Origin of the sequence: Paenibacillus prosopidis (assembly GCF_003337375.1) — a bacterium.
GTDB lineage: Bacteria > Bacillota > Bacilli > Paenibacillales > Paenibacillaceae > Pristimantibacillus > Pristimantibacillus prosopidis.
This window is the reverse complement of sequence record NZ_QPJD01000004.1, coordinates 246,783-262,747: the sequence shown is the minus strand read 5'-3', so window position 1 is coordinate 262,747 and position 15,965 is coordinate 246,783. Positions and strand designations below refer to the sequence as shown.

Annotated in this window: 14 protein-coding genes; 12 read left to right on the top strand and 2 right to left on the bottom strand. The window is 49.0% G+C overall.

What is annotated here, in order from left to right; genetic code table 11:
* Nucleotides 1-304: 304 nt before the first annotated feature.
* From DFP97_RS07975 to DFP97_RS07920, 12 genes are all read left to right on the top strand, one after another.
* On the top strand, nt 305-1,003 hold the full coding sequence (locus DFP97_RS07975; RefSeq protein WP_245975989.1) for a carbohydrate ABC transporter permease: 699 nt from the start codon (nt 305-307) through the stop codon (nt 1,001-1,003).
* The gene (locus DFP97_RS07970; RefSeq protein WP_425453503.1) at nt 1,003-1,875 is read left to right on the top strand and encodes a carbohydrate ABC transporter permease; all 873 of its coding nucleotides are present in this window, start codon (nt 1,003-1,005) and stop codon (nt 1,873-1,875) included. The genes DFP97_RS07975 and DFP97_RS07970 overlap by 1 nt, the downstream gene beginning before the upstream one ends.
* A 27-nt stretch (nt 1,876-1,902) precedes the next feature.
* Nucleotides 1,903-2,997 carry an efflux RND transporter periplasmic adaptor subunit gene (locus DFP97_RS07965; RefSeq protein WP_114379465.1) on the top strand — a complete coding sequence of 365 codons (1,095 nt, stop codon included), beginning with the start codon at nt 1,903-1,905 and terminating at the stop codon, nt 2,995-2,997.
* Nucleotides 2,998-3,028: 31 nt separating this feature from the next.
* Nucleotides 3,029-4,444, top strand: coding sequence for an ABC transporter substrate-binding protein (locus DFP97_RS07960; RefSeq protein WP_181873403.1), 1,416 nt, complete (start codon nt 3,029-3,031; stop codon nt 4,442-4,444).
* Between the two features lie 98 nt (nt 4,445-4,542).
* Nucleotides 4,543-5,040 carry a DinB family protein gene (locus tag DFP97_RS07955; RefSeq protein WP_245975986.1) on the top strand — a complete coding sequence of 166 codons (498 nt, stop codon included), beginning with the start codon at nt 4,543-4,545 and terminating at the stop codon, nt 5,038-5,040.
* 61 nt (nt 5,041-5,101) lie between these two features.
* Complete coding sequence (locus DFP97_RS07950; protein ID WP_114379462.1) at nt 5,102-6,091, top strand: helix-turn-helix transcriptional regulator; 990 nt, start codon at nt 5,102-5,104, stop codon at nt 6,089-6,091.
* A gap of 5 nt (nt 6,092-6,096) precedes the next feature.
* Nucleotides 6,097-6,399, top strand: coding sequence for a putative quinol monooxygenase (locus DFP97_RS07945; protein ID WP_114379461.1), 303 nt, complete (start codon nt 6,097-6,099; stop codon nt 6,397-6,399).
* 274 nt (nt 6,400-6,673) lie between these two features.
* A complete protein-coding gene (locus DFP97_RS07940) occupies nt 6,674-8,056 on the top strand; it encodes an ABC transporter substrate-binding protein (RefSeq protein ID WP_114379460.1) in 1,383 nt (460 codons plus the stop codon).
* Nucleotides 8,057-8,122: 66 nt separating this feature from the next.
* Nucleotides 8,123-9,028, top strand: a complete 906-nt coding sequence (locus DFP97_RS07935) for a carbohydrate ABC transporter permease (RefSeq protein WP_114379459.1) — start codon at nt 8,123-8,125, stop codon at nt 9,026-9,028.
* The gene (locus DFP97_RS07930) at nt 9,028-9,870 is read left to right on the top strand and encodes a carbohydrate ABC transporter permease (protein WP_114379458.1); all 843 of its coding nucleotides are present in this window, start codon (nt 9,028-9,030) and stop codon (nt 9,868-9,870) included. The genes DFP97_RS07935 and DFP97_RS07930 overlap by 1 nt, the downstream gene beginning before the upstream one ends.
* A 68-nt stretch (nt 9,871-9,938) precedes the next feature.
* A complete protein-coding gene (locus DFP97_RS07925; RefSeq protein WP_181873402.1) occupies nt 9,939-11,237 on the top strand; it encodes a response regulator transcription factor in 1,299 nt (432 codons plus the stop codon).
* Between the two features lie 46 nt (nt 11,238-11,283).
* Entirely contained in the window at nt 11,284-14,076 is a 2,793-nt protein-coding gene (locus tag DFP97_RS07920; RefSeq protein WP_181873401.1) for a sensor histidine kinase, read from the top strand.
* A 95-nt stretch (nt 14,077-14,171) separates the two neighbouring features.
* Here the strand turns inward: DFP97_RS07920 and DFP97_RS07915 are convergent, their stop codons facing one another.
* Nucleotides 14,172-14,966 carry a Nif3-like dinuclear metal center hexameric protein gene (locus DFP97_RS07915; protein WP_114379455.1) on the bottom strand — a complete coding sequence of 265 codons (795 nt, stop codon included), beginning with the start codon at nt 14,964-14,966 and terminating at the stop codon, nt 14,172-14,174.
* Nucleotides 14,967-15,001: 35 nt separating this feature from the next.
* Nucleotides 15,002-15,874: an AraC family transcriptional regulator gene (locus DFP97_RS07910; protein ID WP_114379454.1), complete on the bottom strand. Its 873-nt coding sequence runs from the start codon at nt 15,872-15,874 to the stop codon at nt 15,002-15,004.
* Nucleotides 15,875-15,965 lie beyond the last annotated feature (91 nt).

Genomic DNA, 15,965 nt, shown 5'->3' with positions numbered 1-15,965 from the left:
AATACAGCTTTGTCACGCTGCGGCCTGTCACACGGCTGTCACACAGCGTGATTATGATGAAAAACATGACAACGACTAAACGCCAGAGAATGCGCCAAAGAATGCGTCAAAGAGAGGAGGGAATCATCTGAACCTTGTTAGACAACATTACCGGCGGGACGCTCCGTTCGTACTGCTTTTCCTTGCTCCGAGCCTAGCCGGCTTTCTCCTGTTTTTCATCATCCCGTTCGGAGCGGTTGTCTATTACTCGTTTATCGACAATCCCGTAAACGGAAACATCGTCGGCTTCGGTAATTACGAAGCATTGTGGGCCAGCGGTTCATTCCGCAAAGCGTTCGTCAACTCTCTAATGTTTGCCGGCGTCAGCGTACCCTTGCTCTTTGTAATATCGCTTGGCTTATCGCTGCTTCTTAAGGGTAAACTGCCCTTCCGCCAATCGTTGCGGACGATGTTCCTGCTCCCGCTCGTTGTGCCAGTCGCTTCCGTCATCCTCGTGTGGCAGACGCTGTTTCAATGGAACGGAGCGCTGAATGGTCTCTTTCTGAACTGGGGGCTTGATCCTGTCGATTGGATGAACACAAGATGGGCTTTTGCCGTTATGCTGGCCGTATTCGTTTGGAAAAACGCCGGCTACAATTTGATTATCTTTCTTGCTGGCCTATCCAACATTCCGGCGGAGCAATACGAATCGGCGTCAATGGACGGCGCCGGCGCGTTCAGGCAATTCCTGCACATCACGTGGCCGGGGCTTTCACCAACGTCATTCTTTGTCATCGTTATGAGCATCGTGCAGTCGTTCAAGGTATTCCGCGAAACGTATCTGGTGGCTGGCGCCTACCCTCATGACTCCATTTATACGCTGCAGCATTTCATGAACAACATGTTCAAGTCGCTGGACTACCCGAAGCTGACGGCAGCGGCCGTCCTGCTGTCGATCGTCATCGGGATTACGGTTTATGCACTGTTCCGGGCTGAAAGACGGTCAAGGGAGGCGCTGCAATAATGACGGTGATAATGCGCAAAACGTTGATCTCCGTGAAAGTGACGTTTCTCTTTCTAATCGTGCTGGCGATTTTGTTTCCTGTCGTGCTGACGGTCAGCAATTCATTCATGTCCGAGGAGGAAATCAGCCGCCATTATGATGTATTGAACAGCGGGGAATCGACCGCCGCAAGCAAAAATGCAATCATCCGCTTTATTCCTGAAACGGTCACACTATCACAATTTGGCGAGGTGCTGCTAAAGCGCCCGAAATTTCTCCTGCATTTCTGGAATTCAGTCAAGCTGTCACTCCCCATCATCATCGGTCAGGCGATTGTCGGGACATTTGCCGGATTTGCGTTCGCGAAATTGGCTTTCCCCGGAAGAGACAAGCTCTTCTTCGTTTACCTGCTAACGATGCTTATGCCGTTTCAGGTTACGCTCGTACCGAACTACCTGGTGGCGGATAAGCTTGGCTTCTTAAATAGTTACGGAGCGATCGTGCTTCCGGGTATATTCGCATCGTTCGGCGTGTTCCTGATGCGACAGTTCATGGCGAGCATTCCGGATGCTTATCTGGAAGCGGTGAAAATCGACGGCGCTGGCCAGATAAGGGCATTTATCCATATTGCGCTGCCGCTTGCCAAGCCGGGCATTGCCGCGCTCATTCTCTTATCGTTCGTTGACAACTGGAACATGGTGGAGCAGCCGATTCTGTTCCTGACCGAGCCGATCCGCCAGCCGTTGTCCGTGTATTTGGCGGATATCGCAGAAGGGGCCCGAGGGGTTGCATTTGCTGCCTCTGTTCTTTACATGACCCCGATGGTGCTTATATTCCTCTACGGCGAAGACCATCTGGTGGAAGGCATTCAAATGTCGGGAATTAAAGGTTAACCCGGTGAAAGGAGGTTTACAGGCAATATGCAACGACGAAAAAAGACGCTGAGCTGGATGATCGGACTTTTTTTCATTATGCTGCTTGTCCTTACATTTCTGTCCAATACCATTCAGGGAATGTCACTTCCTAAAGTGTCTGTTCAGGAGCCCGAAATGGGCGGACTTGACCTGAACGTATCGGGCAACGGCTTCCTTCAGCCGGCTCACACTGCGCAGCTTTATGCAGAAGCGGACTGGAAGGTGGATAAGATACTTAAACGTAAAAATGACCGGGTCAAACGGGGCGATTCTCTCGTTACTTTCGATACGACTTCGACAAAAAGAACGCTGCAGGATGAAAAGACCCGCTATAAGCAGAAAGAGCTGCAATTGGCAAAGCTGATGGATGAGTTGAAAATAATGCTGCGGAGCGAAGATACGTCCGGTATTGAAGATAAAAAGCGCGACCTGGAGAACCAGAAGCTCGATATGCAGGTCCAAGAGCGGAAAATCGCTGATCTTCAGAAGCAAATCGTCGAAGGCGGTACACTGAGAGCCCCCGTTGACGGCATCGTTATATCCCTTAACGCGTCTGAAGGCGCAACTTCCAGCCGTGGACAGCCGATTATCGAAATCGCGGACGACGCTGCCGGCTACCAGTTTGCCATTGTAGCGGACAGCAACGATGCTTCTATGCTGCGCATCGGCGACAAAGTCAGCGTGCAGCTCGATGAAGAGCCGAGGAGGAGCATAGAGGGATTCATCTCCGACATCGAGGACGCGGAGGCGGGCGGTAATGACGGGAGCTCGGGTGGAACCAATAAAAAAATAACGTTCGATGTGACGGATTCTCAGCTGCAGCCGGGCTTAAAGGCTTACGTCAGCATCTCGAATCAAAGCCGTTCTTTCGGTATGCAAATTCCGAAGTCCGTGCTTGAGCAAGACAATAACGGTTATTACGTATTCACCTTGACTGAAAAAAACGGACCGCTCGGCACCGCCTATTATGCCAGCAAAACATACGTAACAATTAAAGATGAGAACGGAGATACGGCAGTGACGGATGGGCTTATGCCGGACGAACCATTCATTACGGACTCTAGTGAACCAATCAGTGATGGGGACCGCGTCCGCTACTAATAACCTCGAAGGAAGACAAGGAGGAAACAAAATGAGAATAAGGGCAAAGGTTTGGAAAATGGGTGTGCTGATTCTCTTATGCGCCGCATTGACGGCATGCTCGGGCGGCAAGAGCAACGAAGGGACGAACGGGTCGTCCGTACCCTCAGGCAGTATGCCTGAAACGGCAGAAGGTACTGTCGTGACGATGACCGTTCTGACAAAGGACCGTTTCCTTGCAGAAGCTGAGCAGAAATTCGAGGAAATGTTCCCCGGTATCGACATTCAAATCAACGAAATTGTGCCAGCGGACACAAGCGGCGGCGACAAAATCGTTATGAAGCGAGGTTCGGATACGGGCCCGAAACCGGAAGATGTGGAAAAATACGTAAGCAGCGTCAATGCCGCGCTCATGTCGGGCAATGCATCAGATATTATTTCTGTAGAAAATCTTCCTGTCGACAAATATGTTGGTAAAGGACTTCTCGCGGATTGGAACGAAGAGGCCGGCAAAGACAGCAGCTTCAACAAATCCGATTATTACGAGAACATCTTTGACGGTGTGTCGAAAGGCAACGGCTGGTATGGGGTTCCCGCCTCCTTTTCGCTGGACGTTATGTTCGGGGACGTTTCTCTTCTTGGTCAGAGCAGCTTAGTTGACAAAACATGGACTTGGGATCAATTCGTTGACCTGCTGGGAAAAACAAAGACCGACGGCAAATACGGTATTGCTATGATCAAGCCTGAATTGCTGCTTAAATATGTCGCCGAATCGGTTTACGGGCAACTGCTGAAGAAAGACGGAAAGTCCGTCTCCTTCGATGGGCGAGCCTTTCAAGCATACATGGAGAAGATCAAGAGTCTTTACGACGGAGGATTGGCAACCTCGGAGATGATGGGGCCGGAAAATACCAGCTTCAGCCCTTTGAGCATTGATTCTCCAATGAACGCCCTTCTGATGCCGCAGATAGAAGGGAAATCAAAGACTATGCTTCGTCCACCAGGAACCGGACAGGACGAGGGCATGCCGTTCAAATCAAGCCTGGTGCTTGGTTTAAATGCCAATTCGAAAGTGAAGAATGCGGCTTGGTCATTCGTCAAGTTCCTGCTTTCCGAAGAGATGCAGTCTTCCAGAGCCATGATGAACTTTCCCGTAAACAAGGCGGCGCTTAAAAAAGGATTGGCTTCCACGAAGCAAATGATAGAAGGGGGTGGCAGTCAGGGAGGCAAGTCAAGCAGCATTAAGCTGAGGGGAAAGGACGGACAAGAAATCAAGCCGACCGTGAATGAAGAAGATATTAATAAAGTAATTGCCATGATGCCGACCGTCGGCAAATACGCCAATCAAGATTTGAAGGTTCTAGGCATGATTACCGAGGAATCGGCTGCGTATTTTAACGGGAATAAATCAGCCGATGCGGTAGCAAAATCGTTAGCTAACCGGATTAATACTTATTTGAACGAATAACTTTGAGCATGACTTGAATAAACACTGACCGTAACTGTCAGCAATAGACAGGTATACTTGGCTTTGGGAACGACAAAAATGCCATTGGAGGAATGAACGTGTACGCAAAGCTGGAGCAGTTCGTAACGGAATGGGAGCAAGAAACGCGCATGACGGAGGATGTATTGAAGACATTGACGGATGAGTCGCTGACGCAGCCCATTAGAAGCGACCGCAGGACGCTGGGAGCGCTGGCTTGGCATCTGGTCACATCTGTCGGATTCATGTCGACACTGGGTCTGGAGCTTGAAACGCAACCGAAGGGTACTTCGGTGCCTGATTCTGCAGCCGAAATCGCAGAAGCCTATAGCGGAATCGCGCATTCCTTGCTGCATGCCGTACAATCGCAGTGGGACGACAAAAGCCTTTCGGCTACGCAAACCATCATGGGTGAGGAATGGGGAAACGGTGCTTCCTTGCACTTTGCAGTCATGCATCAAGCGCATCATCGCGGACAGATGACCGTGCTTATGCGGCAAGCAGGGCTATTGGTTCCTGAGCTGTACGGTCCCACCTACGAAAGCTGGCTCGAAAAGGGAATGGAGCCGCTCTTGTAGAATCGTTATGATAGCCCGATAGCCCGTAACTCATAATCCAAAAAAGAAGGTATAGGAGAATATGTCCAAAGCAGACACGATGTTGTCTATCCTATGGCTGCTTCGGTCCGGCAGAAAGATGACGGCGAGGCAGTTGTCCGACGAACTTGAGGTTCATATCCGAACCGTATACCGCTGCATCGATTCTCTATGCGCAAGCGGCGCGCCGATAATGGCAGAGTCTGGACCGAACGGTGGTTTTCAGATCATTGGACGCTTCGCCGATACCCCGCTCATGTTTGATTCGGAGGAGCAGAAGGCATTGATGCAAGCGTCCGTCTTCGCCGAAGCGGCCGGTTATCCCTTCACAGAGGCACTCAGCCGAGCCGTCGACAAACTTAAGCTGTATACGAACGAAGAGCAATCGGAGTACCTTCATCGCCATAGCCTCGGCCTCTCCGTCATCTCTCCACCACTGGCAAGTCACAAGGTATCAATCCTTCAGGAACTGGAGGAGGCTTGTGCTAGGGGGCAATCCGTTATGATGGATTACGACAAAGGAAGAGGGCCAGCCGTCTCAAGGGAATACGATCCGTATGGCATTATCCACTGGAAAGGCAACTGGTACACGGTTGGCTTCTGCCAATTGCGGCAATCCCTGCGCAGCTTCCGGGTGGACCGGATTTCAAGAATTACTCCGGCCGGGAACCGTTTCGAACGCCCTGCTGATTTCTCCGCCAAAGATTACCTGATGGGGCAACTGCTGCCTGATTCTCTTGGGACGGAGGAATTAACGGAGGTTAAGGTGCGCGCGCATGAACAAGTGCTGAACGAGCTGCAGCGTCACTGGCTATTCGGCCATTCCTTAGTGGAGCGATCGGAGGAGGAGGCTTTATTCCGGCTAGGTACCTCCTCTCTCCTATCCTATGTCCCTTATTTCCTGCTCCCTTACGGCAAAGCGCTGACCGTGCTTGAGCCGAACAGTCTAATCGAGAAATTGGCTGAGGTGAGCGGCAGTCTCTCAGTTCATTATGGAGCTATATTGAAGAACACAACGGAATCGAAAGGATGAAACCAATGACCAAATTTACGATGTACGGAAAATTAATCGCTCAACCAGGCAAAAGGGAAGAACTTGCACAAATGCTGCTCCAAGCGGCAGAAGGCCTACAGTCCAACCCTAACTGTGAGCTCTACATAGTGAACGTCTCCGAAGAAGACCCTGACGCCATCTGGGTTACCGAGCTATGGCGGGACGCAGATGCCCATGCCGCTTCGCTGAAGGATGAACAAACAATAGCGTTGATTCAACAGGCAAGGCCGCTTATTGCAGGCGTAGAACCGATGCGGCTGAGACCTATTGGCGGAAAGGGTCTTTAGTACTTGAAGTTGGCATGACGAAAATAATTAGTTAATGACCCATCATAACCTAAGTTCGGTTTTGTCAAGTTGATCTCTTGACGGAACCGGACTTAGGTTTTTTCCTTTTTGCAGGCCTCCCCAGATAAGAACGCCAATTGTATGAAAGGATGGATTTTCTTACCTCAAGTAATCCAAGTTTGTAATCTAGCCATATTTATTGTAGTTTTGTCGAATACTCGTCTTAGAGCGGTCAAGTTATGATTAAGTAGACAACAAACACAGGAGGGTTAACATGAAAAAGAGAATTTTGACATCGCTCGCCGCAATCATTGCAACATGCGTGCTCATAACCGGATGTGGAGCGTCTTCCGGCAATGGTAATGTAAATCAAGGCGGGAAGACCGCGGAAGAGCCGACAACGGCCCCTAAAACCAATGAGCCGGTTACGATTCGGGTAGCGCTAAGTAAGGGCGAGGTTTCGGATGACGAAGTGAAAGAATTTGAAACGAACAACCCCGGCATTAAAATTACACTGGAAGAGATCGATCAGCAGAAGCTGGCTGCCCAATTAGCCACGAACGATGCGCCTGACTTGATTCGTGCGCAGGGCGCCGTCGACCTGACGTCGTATGTCGTAAAAGGCCTTGCTATGGACCTCACTCCTTTCATGCAGACGAGCCAGGTGCTGAAAGAAGATGATTTCCTATCGCCGGTGAATCTGTACCGCTTCGACGGGAAGGTTCAAGGTCAGGGTCCTATATACGGCATGCCGAAAGATTGGTCGCCGGATTTTACAATCTTCTACAACAAAACCTTGTTTGACGCTGCTGGCGTCAAGGTTCCGGATTCGAAAGAGCCGCTTACGTGGAACGAATTGATGGAACTGGCCAAAAAGTTAACCCTAACGGAAGACGGCAAGGTGAAGCAGTACGGTCTCGCGTTGCTTGGGAAAACGCAAGCGGACTTTCCGTCCATCATGCTCGAAATGGCAAGTAAAGGAGTTAATGTTTTCTCCGAAGATATGAAAACAGCCGATTTTACCAAACCGGAAGTGAAGGAAGCTGTTTCCATGTGGGTGGATGCCGTCAAGAAAAACCTGGGTAAAAACGACGTGAACCAGGATCCCGCTGCATGGGGCGGAGATTTGTTTATGAACAATAAAGCCGCCATGATCATGGCAGGCTACTGGTTCTCCGGCATGATCCGCGGCGACGAGAAGATGAAGACGCACCTCGACGATTTCGGCATGCTTGCGGCGCCTATTGCCGAGAACGGCGAGCGAGTGTCGCCGACGGGGGCTGCTACCGGATTTATCATTAACAAGAACACGGAGCATCCGGAGCAGGCCTGGAAGGTGTTTGAATATATTATGGCAGGCACTCCGGCGAAAAACCGCGCAACCGGCGGCTGGGGAGTACCGGCGCTTAAATCGCTGCTTCCGCTGATGCCACAGGTAACCGATTTCGACAAAAGGGTCTACAACCAGCTTCAGGAAGAATTGAAGTACTCGAACGGCTTTTTGGAAAGCAATCCGTTCTTACTTAACGGCCAAACCCTTCTGGACAAATACGTGACGCCTGTTTATTTCGGCAAAGCGGATCTGGATGAAGCCTTGAAAGAGCTGACGAAAAACGCAAACCTGATTATTCAAGAGAATATGAATGCTATTCAGTAATAGCTGTTAGTTAAAGAAGGAAAGGGAGAAGGCATTCTCCCTTTCCATTTTAGGGAGTGACGAATCATGCTGCAAACAAAAAAATGGAGACAATACGCTACTTTCTACGCCTTCGTATCACCTTGGCTAATCATATTTATCTTTCTCGGACTATTCCCGCTGCTGTACGGCCTTTATCTGAGCTTTACGAATTTTACAGGATTTAATATGAACCAATTGAAGTTTGTAGGCTTTAGCAATTACAAAACGGTATTCCTGGATTCTGAATCCATGTATGCGCTCGGCCGCACGCTGCTGGTTACGGCGATCAACGTCCCCATCAGCCTTGCAATCGGCCTGTTTCTTGCTGTCCTGTTAAACCTGAAGATCAAGGGGCTCTCCTGGTGGAGGACCGCTTTCTATATTCCTTCCGTTGTCCCGGTCGTTTCAACCGTATTGATGTGGAAGTTTATTTTTTCCGGTGATGGGCTGCTCAATACGCTGTTCGATAAGCTTCAGCTTCAGCCGATCAACTGGCTCGGTTACGAATATGCGACAACCGCGTTGATCGTCATGCTGTTATGGGGAGCGGGCGGCAGTTTGCTCATCAATCTCGCGGGCTTGAAGGGGATTCCCGCCGACTTGTATGAAGCGGCCGAGATTGACGGAGCAAGCCCGGTCCGTAAGTTTTTTACCGTAACATTACCGCTAATGACCCATATCCTGTTCTTTAATTTAATTATGGGTATCATCGGATCGCTCCAAATCTATATCCAGCCGATCCTCTTGTCGGGCAAAACGCTCCTGGATTCTCCGATCAAGCCAAACTATTTATATCTGGTACATGCTTTTCAACAAATCTTTGCGTTTCAACGTTTCGGTTACGGCTTGGCGCTCATGTGGGTTTTATTCATCGCGATTCTGCTGTTGACCGTACTGGTCTTTTACTCGAGCCGTTTCTGGGTCTATTATGAGACCGATCAGGAGGTGTGATGATGGTTAATGCAGGAATCAATAAGCCGCTGCTTCGAGTGGTTGTGTATGGCCTACTCACCGTGCTGACGATTATTTTCGTCTATCCGCTATTTATCACAATGGCTAATTCACTAAATCCGCTCTATTCTCTGTCGACTCTTCTGCCGACGGCATTCGAATGGGAAAATTACAAGATGGCCGTAACTACGATAGAGTTTCCAGAATATCTGAAAAACTCGCTAATTATTTGCGCGATTTCAGTGCCTTTAACGACATTGTCCAGCGCACTGGCCGGATTTGCATTCGCAAGGCTGCGCGCCCCGGGGAAGAAGCTGCTCTTCGTGATCATTACTTCAACGATGATGCTGCCCGGGATCGTGACGCAAATCCCCACCTATATTTTGTTCCATAAAATGAACTTTATTGATACGTTTTATCCGTGGCTCCTGTGGGGCATCGGCGGGGCGCCGTTCTTTATATTTATGTACCGGCAGTTCTTTTCCACGGTCCCGAAGGAGCTTGAAGAAGCGGCGCGAATCGACGGCTGCTCTACGTTCAGAATGTACGCGACCATATTCATGCCTTTGGCCACGCCGGCAACCTGGACGACCGTGATTATGTTATTCCAGGGGACCTGGGGAGACTTCATTACTCCTTTCATGTTTTTGAGGGACGAGCATTATCCGCTTGCGACAGCGCTAGCCACGATCGGCTATCACCTGCCCGACAACCCGAATGTCATACTGGCGCAGCCTAGCTCGGCTGCGGCGATTCTGTTCATGATTCCGACGATTGCCGCCTTCTTCTTCGGTCAGAGGTATTTGGTGGATGGTATTGCAGCGGGTGCAGTTAAAGGTTAAACTAGAACTAAATGTCGATAAATGTCGATAAATGTCTAATTAACTTTCAACAAGAAGCGGGTGCAGCTATGTTCACCATTTTAATCGTGGACGATGAAGCGGGAATACGCGATGGTCTTGCGTCGCTGAATTGGCAGACGATCGGCTATGAAATTGCCGGAGTCGCCGCGCATGGTTTGGAAGTTCTGGCTTTCATGGAGGAGAGGCCCGTCGATGTCATTCTCACCGATATCCGTATGCCGTTTATGGACGGCATACAGCTCCTCGGAGCCGTAAAAGAGAAATATCCCTTTGTCAAAGTCATTATACTCTCCGGGTATGATGACTTTGAGTATGCCAAGCAGGCGCTTAAGTTCGGGGCGGCGGATTATTTGCTCAAGCCGACGATTATCGAGGATCTTTTCGCTATCTTTAAAGAGCTTCATCGCAGGATGATTAATGAGAAGCAAATCGAATATCGCCAGGCGACCCTTGAACGCAAAGAAAGACTTCTTTCCCGGATGCTCCGGGTGAACTTTTTGAAAGAAATGTTAGCCGGGATGGTGAGCTCGGAGGACATTGAACAATCGGCGGCAGAAGCCGAATTCATCTTCTCGCAGGAATCCGACTATCAAGTATCCATCTTGTCTCTGGATCGCCTGCAGAAGGGAGTTTCCGGCATCAGCAAGAAAGAGCTGCGATTGATTTCCTTCTCTCTAGACAACATGCTGTCTGAGCTGTGGGAAGCCAAAGGTCTCGGTTACCATTATGTCGATCCGGAAACCGCCCGCTGCTACTTCATCGCACGGGATATCGACTCGCAGGACGTAATGCTCCAGGTGAAGAAGCAGCTCAGCGCTTGCATGGGGCTGTGGCAATCGACATTCACAATCAGTATCGGCATCGCAGTAACGAATATCGAGCAAATACACGTTTCATGCCGTTCGGCCGAGCTCGCCCTTGCATCATCCGACGAAGCAAACCGGCTTTGTCTTGGCACGTATGTAAACGTTCACAACCGCAGCGCTACGCCGGAGCCGATAGATCAGGATCAGCAGGCACCCAAAGGAACTCATTATATCATTGAGGAAGCGAAGAAATATATCCTCCAAAACTATACCAAGAACGTCACCTTGAAAAAAGTGGCGGAGAATGTCCATGTGACGCCGAATTATTTAAGCGCCTTGTTTAAAGAAACCGGCGAAAACTTCATCCAGTACTTGACTGCACTGCGAATCGAGCAGGCGAAGATGCTGCTTAAAGATCCCAGGAACAAGATTTACGAAATCGTAGAGATGGTCGGCTATTCGGACCCGGCCTATTTCTCGGCCACATTCAAGAAGTATGTTGGGAAGACGCCTCTGGAATACAGGCTGTCGATGGAATAATAATTCCAGCGGCCGCACAAAAGACATTAATCGGAGACGAGCAACCATGAGAAAACTGCTGAGACCTAATATGTTTGAACCTACGGTTAAACGCATCACCGTGCTCGCGCTGCTGTTAAGTCTGATCGCGCAGCTGATTCTGGTATGGACCGGATTTTCCTATTTGAATAAAAACAGCCAAGTCATTCAAGCGAATGAAAAACAAGGTTTTCAGTCATTTTATGGGCAAAACCTGACAACGATAATTACCGAAATCAACAACACGATGGACCTGTTTGAGAAAAACGACCTGCGCAAATATTCGGCCAGTTTCCTGCCTTTAAGGGATATGGATACGATTCGAAAGGCGACGGAGGAGCTTAACGAGAAGTTAAACGCGCTCAACCTGTCGCCTTCCTTTTATAAAACCGTCTATTTGATCGGCGCCGACCGAAACCAGTATTCCTTCATGAAGGAGATCGGCGAGCCGGACCTGCATGTGCTGCCGGATTTGAATAAGGAAGGCTTCGATTCGCAGGGCTGGACAAATGCTCTGTTCGAAAATAAGCGTAAAATTGTTAGATTCGGTCAAGATGAGCTACCGGTGAATAATCAGGCGCTAATGAATGATGATATGAAAGACTTTATATCCCAAACCTCCGGCAACCTGGTTATCAATAACGGTAATATAGGAATTTTTGTCATCTTTGTATTGCAGGATGGCTTGTTTAATGCCGCAGAAGAAGCCCGCGGCGACGCTCACACACCCGTTGTGGTGAGCGATGATGTCGGCCAGCCGATATGGAGCAGCATAGCCGATCCGGATCTGGTGTTTCAAACCGCGACGGTCAGCAGCGGCAGGATCTCGCAGGGAAACGAAACCTACGTTGCAGTCAGAAACAAGCTGGACCTGTTTCCTTATCAGGTCACTTATCTTTATGCTGCAAATAACCTCAATCCCTCTGTACTCAGAGTCGCGGTCATCTTTATCGCGATTGCCGCAATCGCCCAAGTGCTCTCCTTCGGATTCAGTTTCGTGCGTTCCAAGAAAATGTTTCTTCCTTTTCGCAAGTTTTCCATGGCAGTACGCAGACAGTCCTTGTCGGATGACATGAACCTGAATTCCGTCGCGGCCGATTTGACCAAAAGCGGTGCCCGGGAAATGTCGTTAAAGAATAAAATCCTGATCACCCTTATCATATCCGTCCTTGTTCCGACACTTGCAAGCGGACTGCTGTATTCCTTCATGCTGACGCAAAGCATTAATAACACCGCCGACCAGTTTCTGGGCCGTATCGGCGGGCTGACGAAAACGTCCGCCCACATCAACGTCCAGCGGCTGGAAAATACGATCAACCGGCTGACAATCAGCCAGGAGCTGCAAGAGTTTCTGACGAAACAGCATAGTTGGCTCAATATCCCTTACTATAAAGACAGGGAGATCGATTACGACTCGATTGCCGCTTTTCCCGGCGTCAACAACTTTTCTTATATTGTTCTTTATGACAATAAAGGATTGGCGATTTATTCTTCTATATTTTCAAATAATCTCAATTTGTTTACGGTCAATAAATCGCTCTTCAAGGATACCGATTCATCCTATTGGGTGTCGGACTATGTAGACATCACGAGCCAATTCAATGCGGCCATCGTGAAACGAATTCCGCACTTAAACAAAGCTCTCGACACAGGGCAGTCCTACTATTTGCTGGCCGTTCCCAAAGACGACCTGTTCAAAAATATGGATTTTGGATCCTCCGGATTTTTTGTGACAAACGGGCAGAACAAAGAACTCTTTCATATTCACCGTTACTCGAGCAATTACCAATCGAAGCTGTTCTCCTATTCTTATCCGATTGCAGATACGGGGATGACCGCGAACTTTCAGTATCCGAAAGAGGAATTCGAGGCGCAGTACCGGGAATATTTTTATCGCTTCTTGTTTGTTTTATTGGGCGTATCCTTGTTTTCGTTCCTGCTCGCAAGCATGCTTAGCACGCTGCTGTCGAGACCGATCGAGCGGCTGATGGGCTCGATTAACCATACTTCACAGGTTCATTTCGATCATCTTGTCCAAGGAGGCTCGAAGAGCGAAGTCGGCCAGCTGATTGAAAATTATAATGAGATGGTTCAAAAAATGAATAACCTTATTCACGAGAACATACGGATTCTCGAAGAAAACGCTCAGTCGAAGCTGAAGGAAAAAGAGATGAACACGCTTAAAGTGAAGGCCGAGCTTGACATGCTGCAGTCGCAAATTAATCCGCATTTTCTTTATAACACCTTGGAGTCTATCAATATGAAAAGCATCCGCTACGGCATGCACGACGTGAGCATCATGATCCGTCATTTATCGGATATGTTTCGCTACAGCGTGGGCAAAGGTTCCGTTATGGTTCCGCTGCAGAAAGAAATCGATCACGTGAAGAACTTTATCGCCATCCACAATATGCGGCTCGGCCATATCGTCGATTTAATGATTGAAGTGCCGGAGCCTTTAATGAACGCGTCCGTCCTGAGATTCTCCCTTCAACCGATAGTAGAGAACAGCATGAAACACGCCTTCGTCGGATATAAAGAAGGGGCCTGCATTCTTATTCGCGCCAGAAGCGACGAGCAGTTTCTGCATATCGAAATTCGCGATAACGGTATCGGAATGGACGAGGAGCGATTGGCCGAGGTCGAAGCCGTTCTGAACGGAACGGATGACGGATTGAACGCTCAGGAAGGGTCAGGCGGCATCGGGCTGAAAAATGTGTACTCGCGGTTGAAGCTTCATTTTCCGGATAATCCGGGGTTCCGGATCGAAAGCGAATTAATGGGCGGCACAACGATCCGGCTTAGTTTGCCCCTTCTGTAGTATCACTGTAACCGAACAATAATCAGCGAGTAACATTAATAAAAAATATCCTCGATCCCTTCAATGGGATGAGGATATTTTTTTGTCATTCCGGCTCAAACCACCTTAAACACCGGATTAACCGGTATAAAGTGAACGGGCAGCTCGGGATAAGACTCCTGCAGCCGTTTTGCCAAATAGCGCATGCCGGGCTCTTCGCTCTCCGCATGTCCCATGACAAGCAGCGATTTCGGAACGCCCTGATAGGCAGAATCCCTGGCGTATTCTGGCGTTTCCCATTCGGGCCCCTCGCCGGCGATAATCAGGTCGAGACTCTTCTCGCGGTAGAAAGGAATGGCGTTAACGCCTCCGCCTCTGTAGCCCACTAGAATTCCGATGCGGCTGCAAGTCATATACGGGTCACCAGCGATCCGTACATAAGGGATGGATAGCTGTGTTTTGACATATTCTGCAATTTCACTTGCACGCATTTCGGGTAAACGAAGCACTGCCGACGTAGGCAGCATTTCCTCCACGCGAGATTCCCATTTCAGACTATGAAGCAAACCAGTCATGATGGGATCGGGCTCCGCCTTATGGCAATAATCATGATGCCGGTAGATGGCGATGCCGGATTGCTGAAGAAGGTTTTGCTTGTTTCGATAGACCTGATCGCCGGTCAGAAGCCCGTTCGTCATCCGATGGCTGTAGTAGGCGGCTTCATGGGAGATAAGCAAATTCACGCCCAAGGACAAAGCTTGCTCGATGACCTGCTGCGTTGCCATAAACGTCGTCGCGATTCCACGCACTTCGGTATCCGGGCAGCCCGGTTCCAAATCGTCGACCGTGTTCTCAATCGGTTGGATTGTTAAGCGGAGCCGATCGATTACATTTTGAATGGTTACCGTCATTGATCCTATTCCTTTCTGCATCAATATAAGCTAACTCACGATCTGTAGAGTTTACGATACTCCGTAGGAGCTTTTCCTACAATCTTCTTGAATACGGCATTGAATGAATCGATGTTGCGGTAGCCGACTAGCTCGGCGATGCTGCTAATCTTATGCTCGGATCCGCGAAGGAACTCGCAGCTTTTTTGAATGCGTAAATTTTGAAGAAACGAACCAAACGATTGTCCGGTATGCTGTTGAAACATACGCTGCAAATGCCTAATGCTCCATTTTGAGATTCGCGCCAAATCAGACATTGTAACGGCCTCATGTAAATGTTGCTCTAGATATTGGATCACTTGATCAAAATCGTTGGCAACCTGTATGTCCGGCTTGTTTGCTTCCGTGTATTTCTGTCTGTATACGGTTACAACCAATTGGCTCAGTAATGTGTGCAGCATCGTTGTGGAACCAATGCTTGGAACAGACATTTCACGGTACAGCTTTTGCATGAGACTTTCAATTGAACCGTCACGGTCGAAGACCGAGAAATAGGACGACTTGCTGTTTTGAAGCTCCGTCAGGTGTTCCAGAATAGGCGGGTCTTGCAAGACAACAGCTAATTGATTGACCATGTGGGCGTCAAACAGGCAATTATAGACAATTAGCGGATTACCTAATGAATCAGGAGAAGTAGGACGGAACACATGGGAGAAACCCACGGGAATGGCGAACAGCAGTCCTTTGCTGACAGGAAACGTTTCGCGTTCGATATGGTGAAAGCCCTTTCCTTCGGCAACATAACAATACTCAATAAAGTCGTGTGCGTGAAAGGGGACAGTGAAATCTTCCGAAGAGCGATTGACCCATAAATGAAGGTTGTTTTGAAAAAAAACCTCACCCTTAAACAACTGGGTTGTAGGGTTCATTGAAGTTCCCCCTCTGGAATGAATGGCGTGATCTTTAGGGTATTTTGTCCGTATTGCCGGGTGTTATCCCGATTCTCACAGCTATAATTAT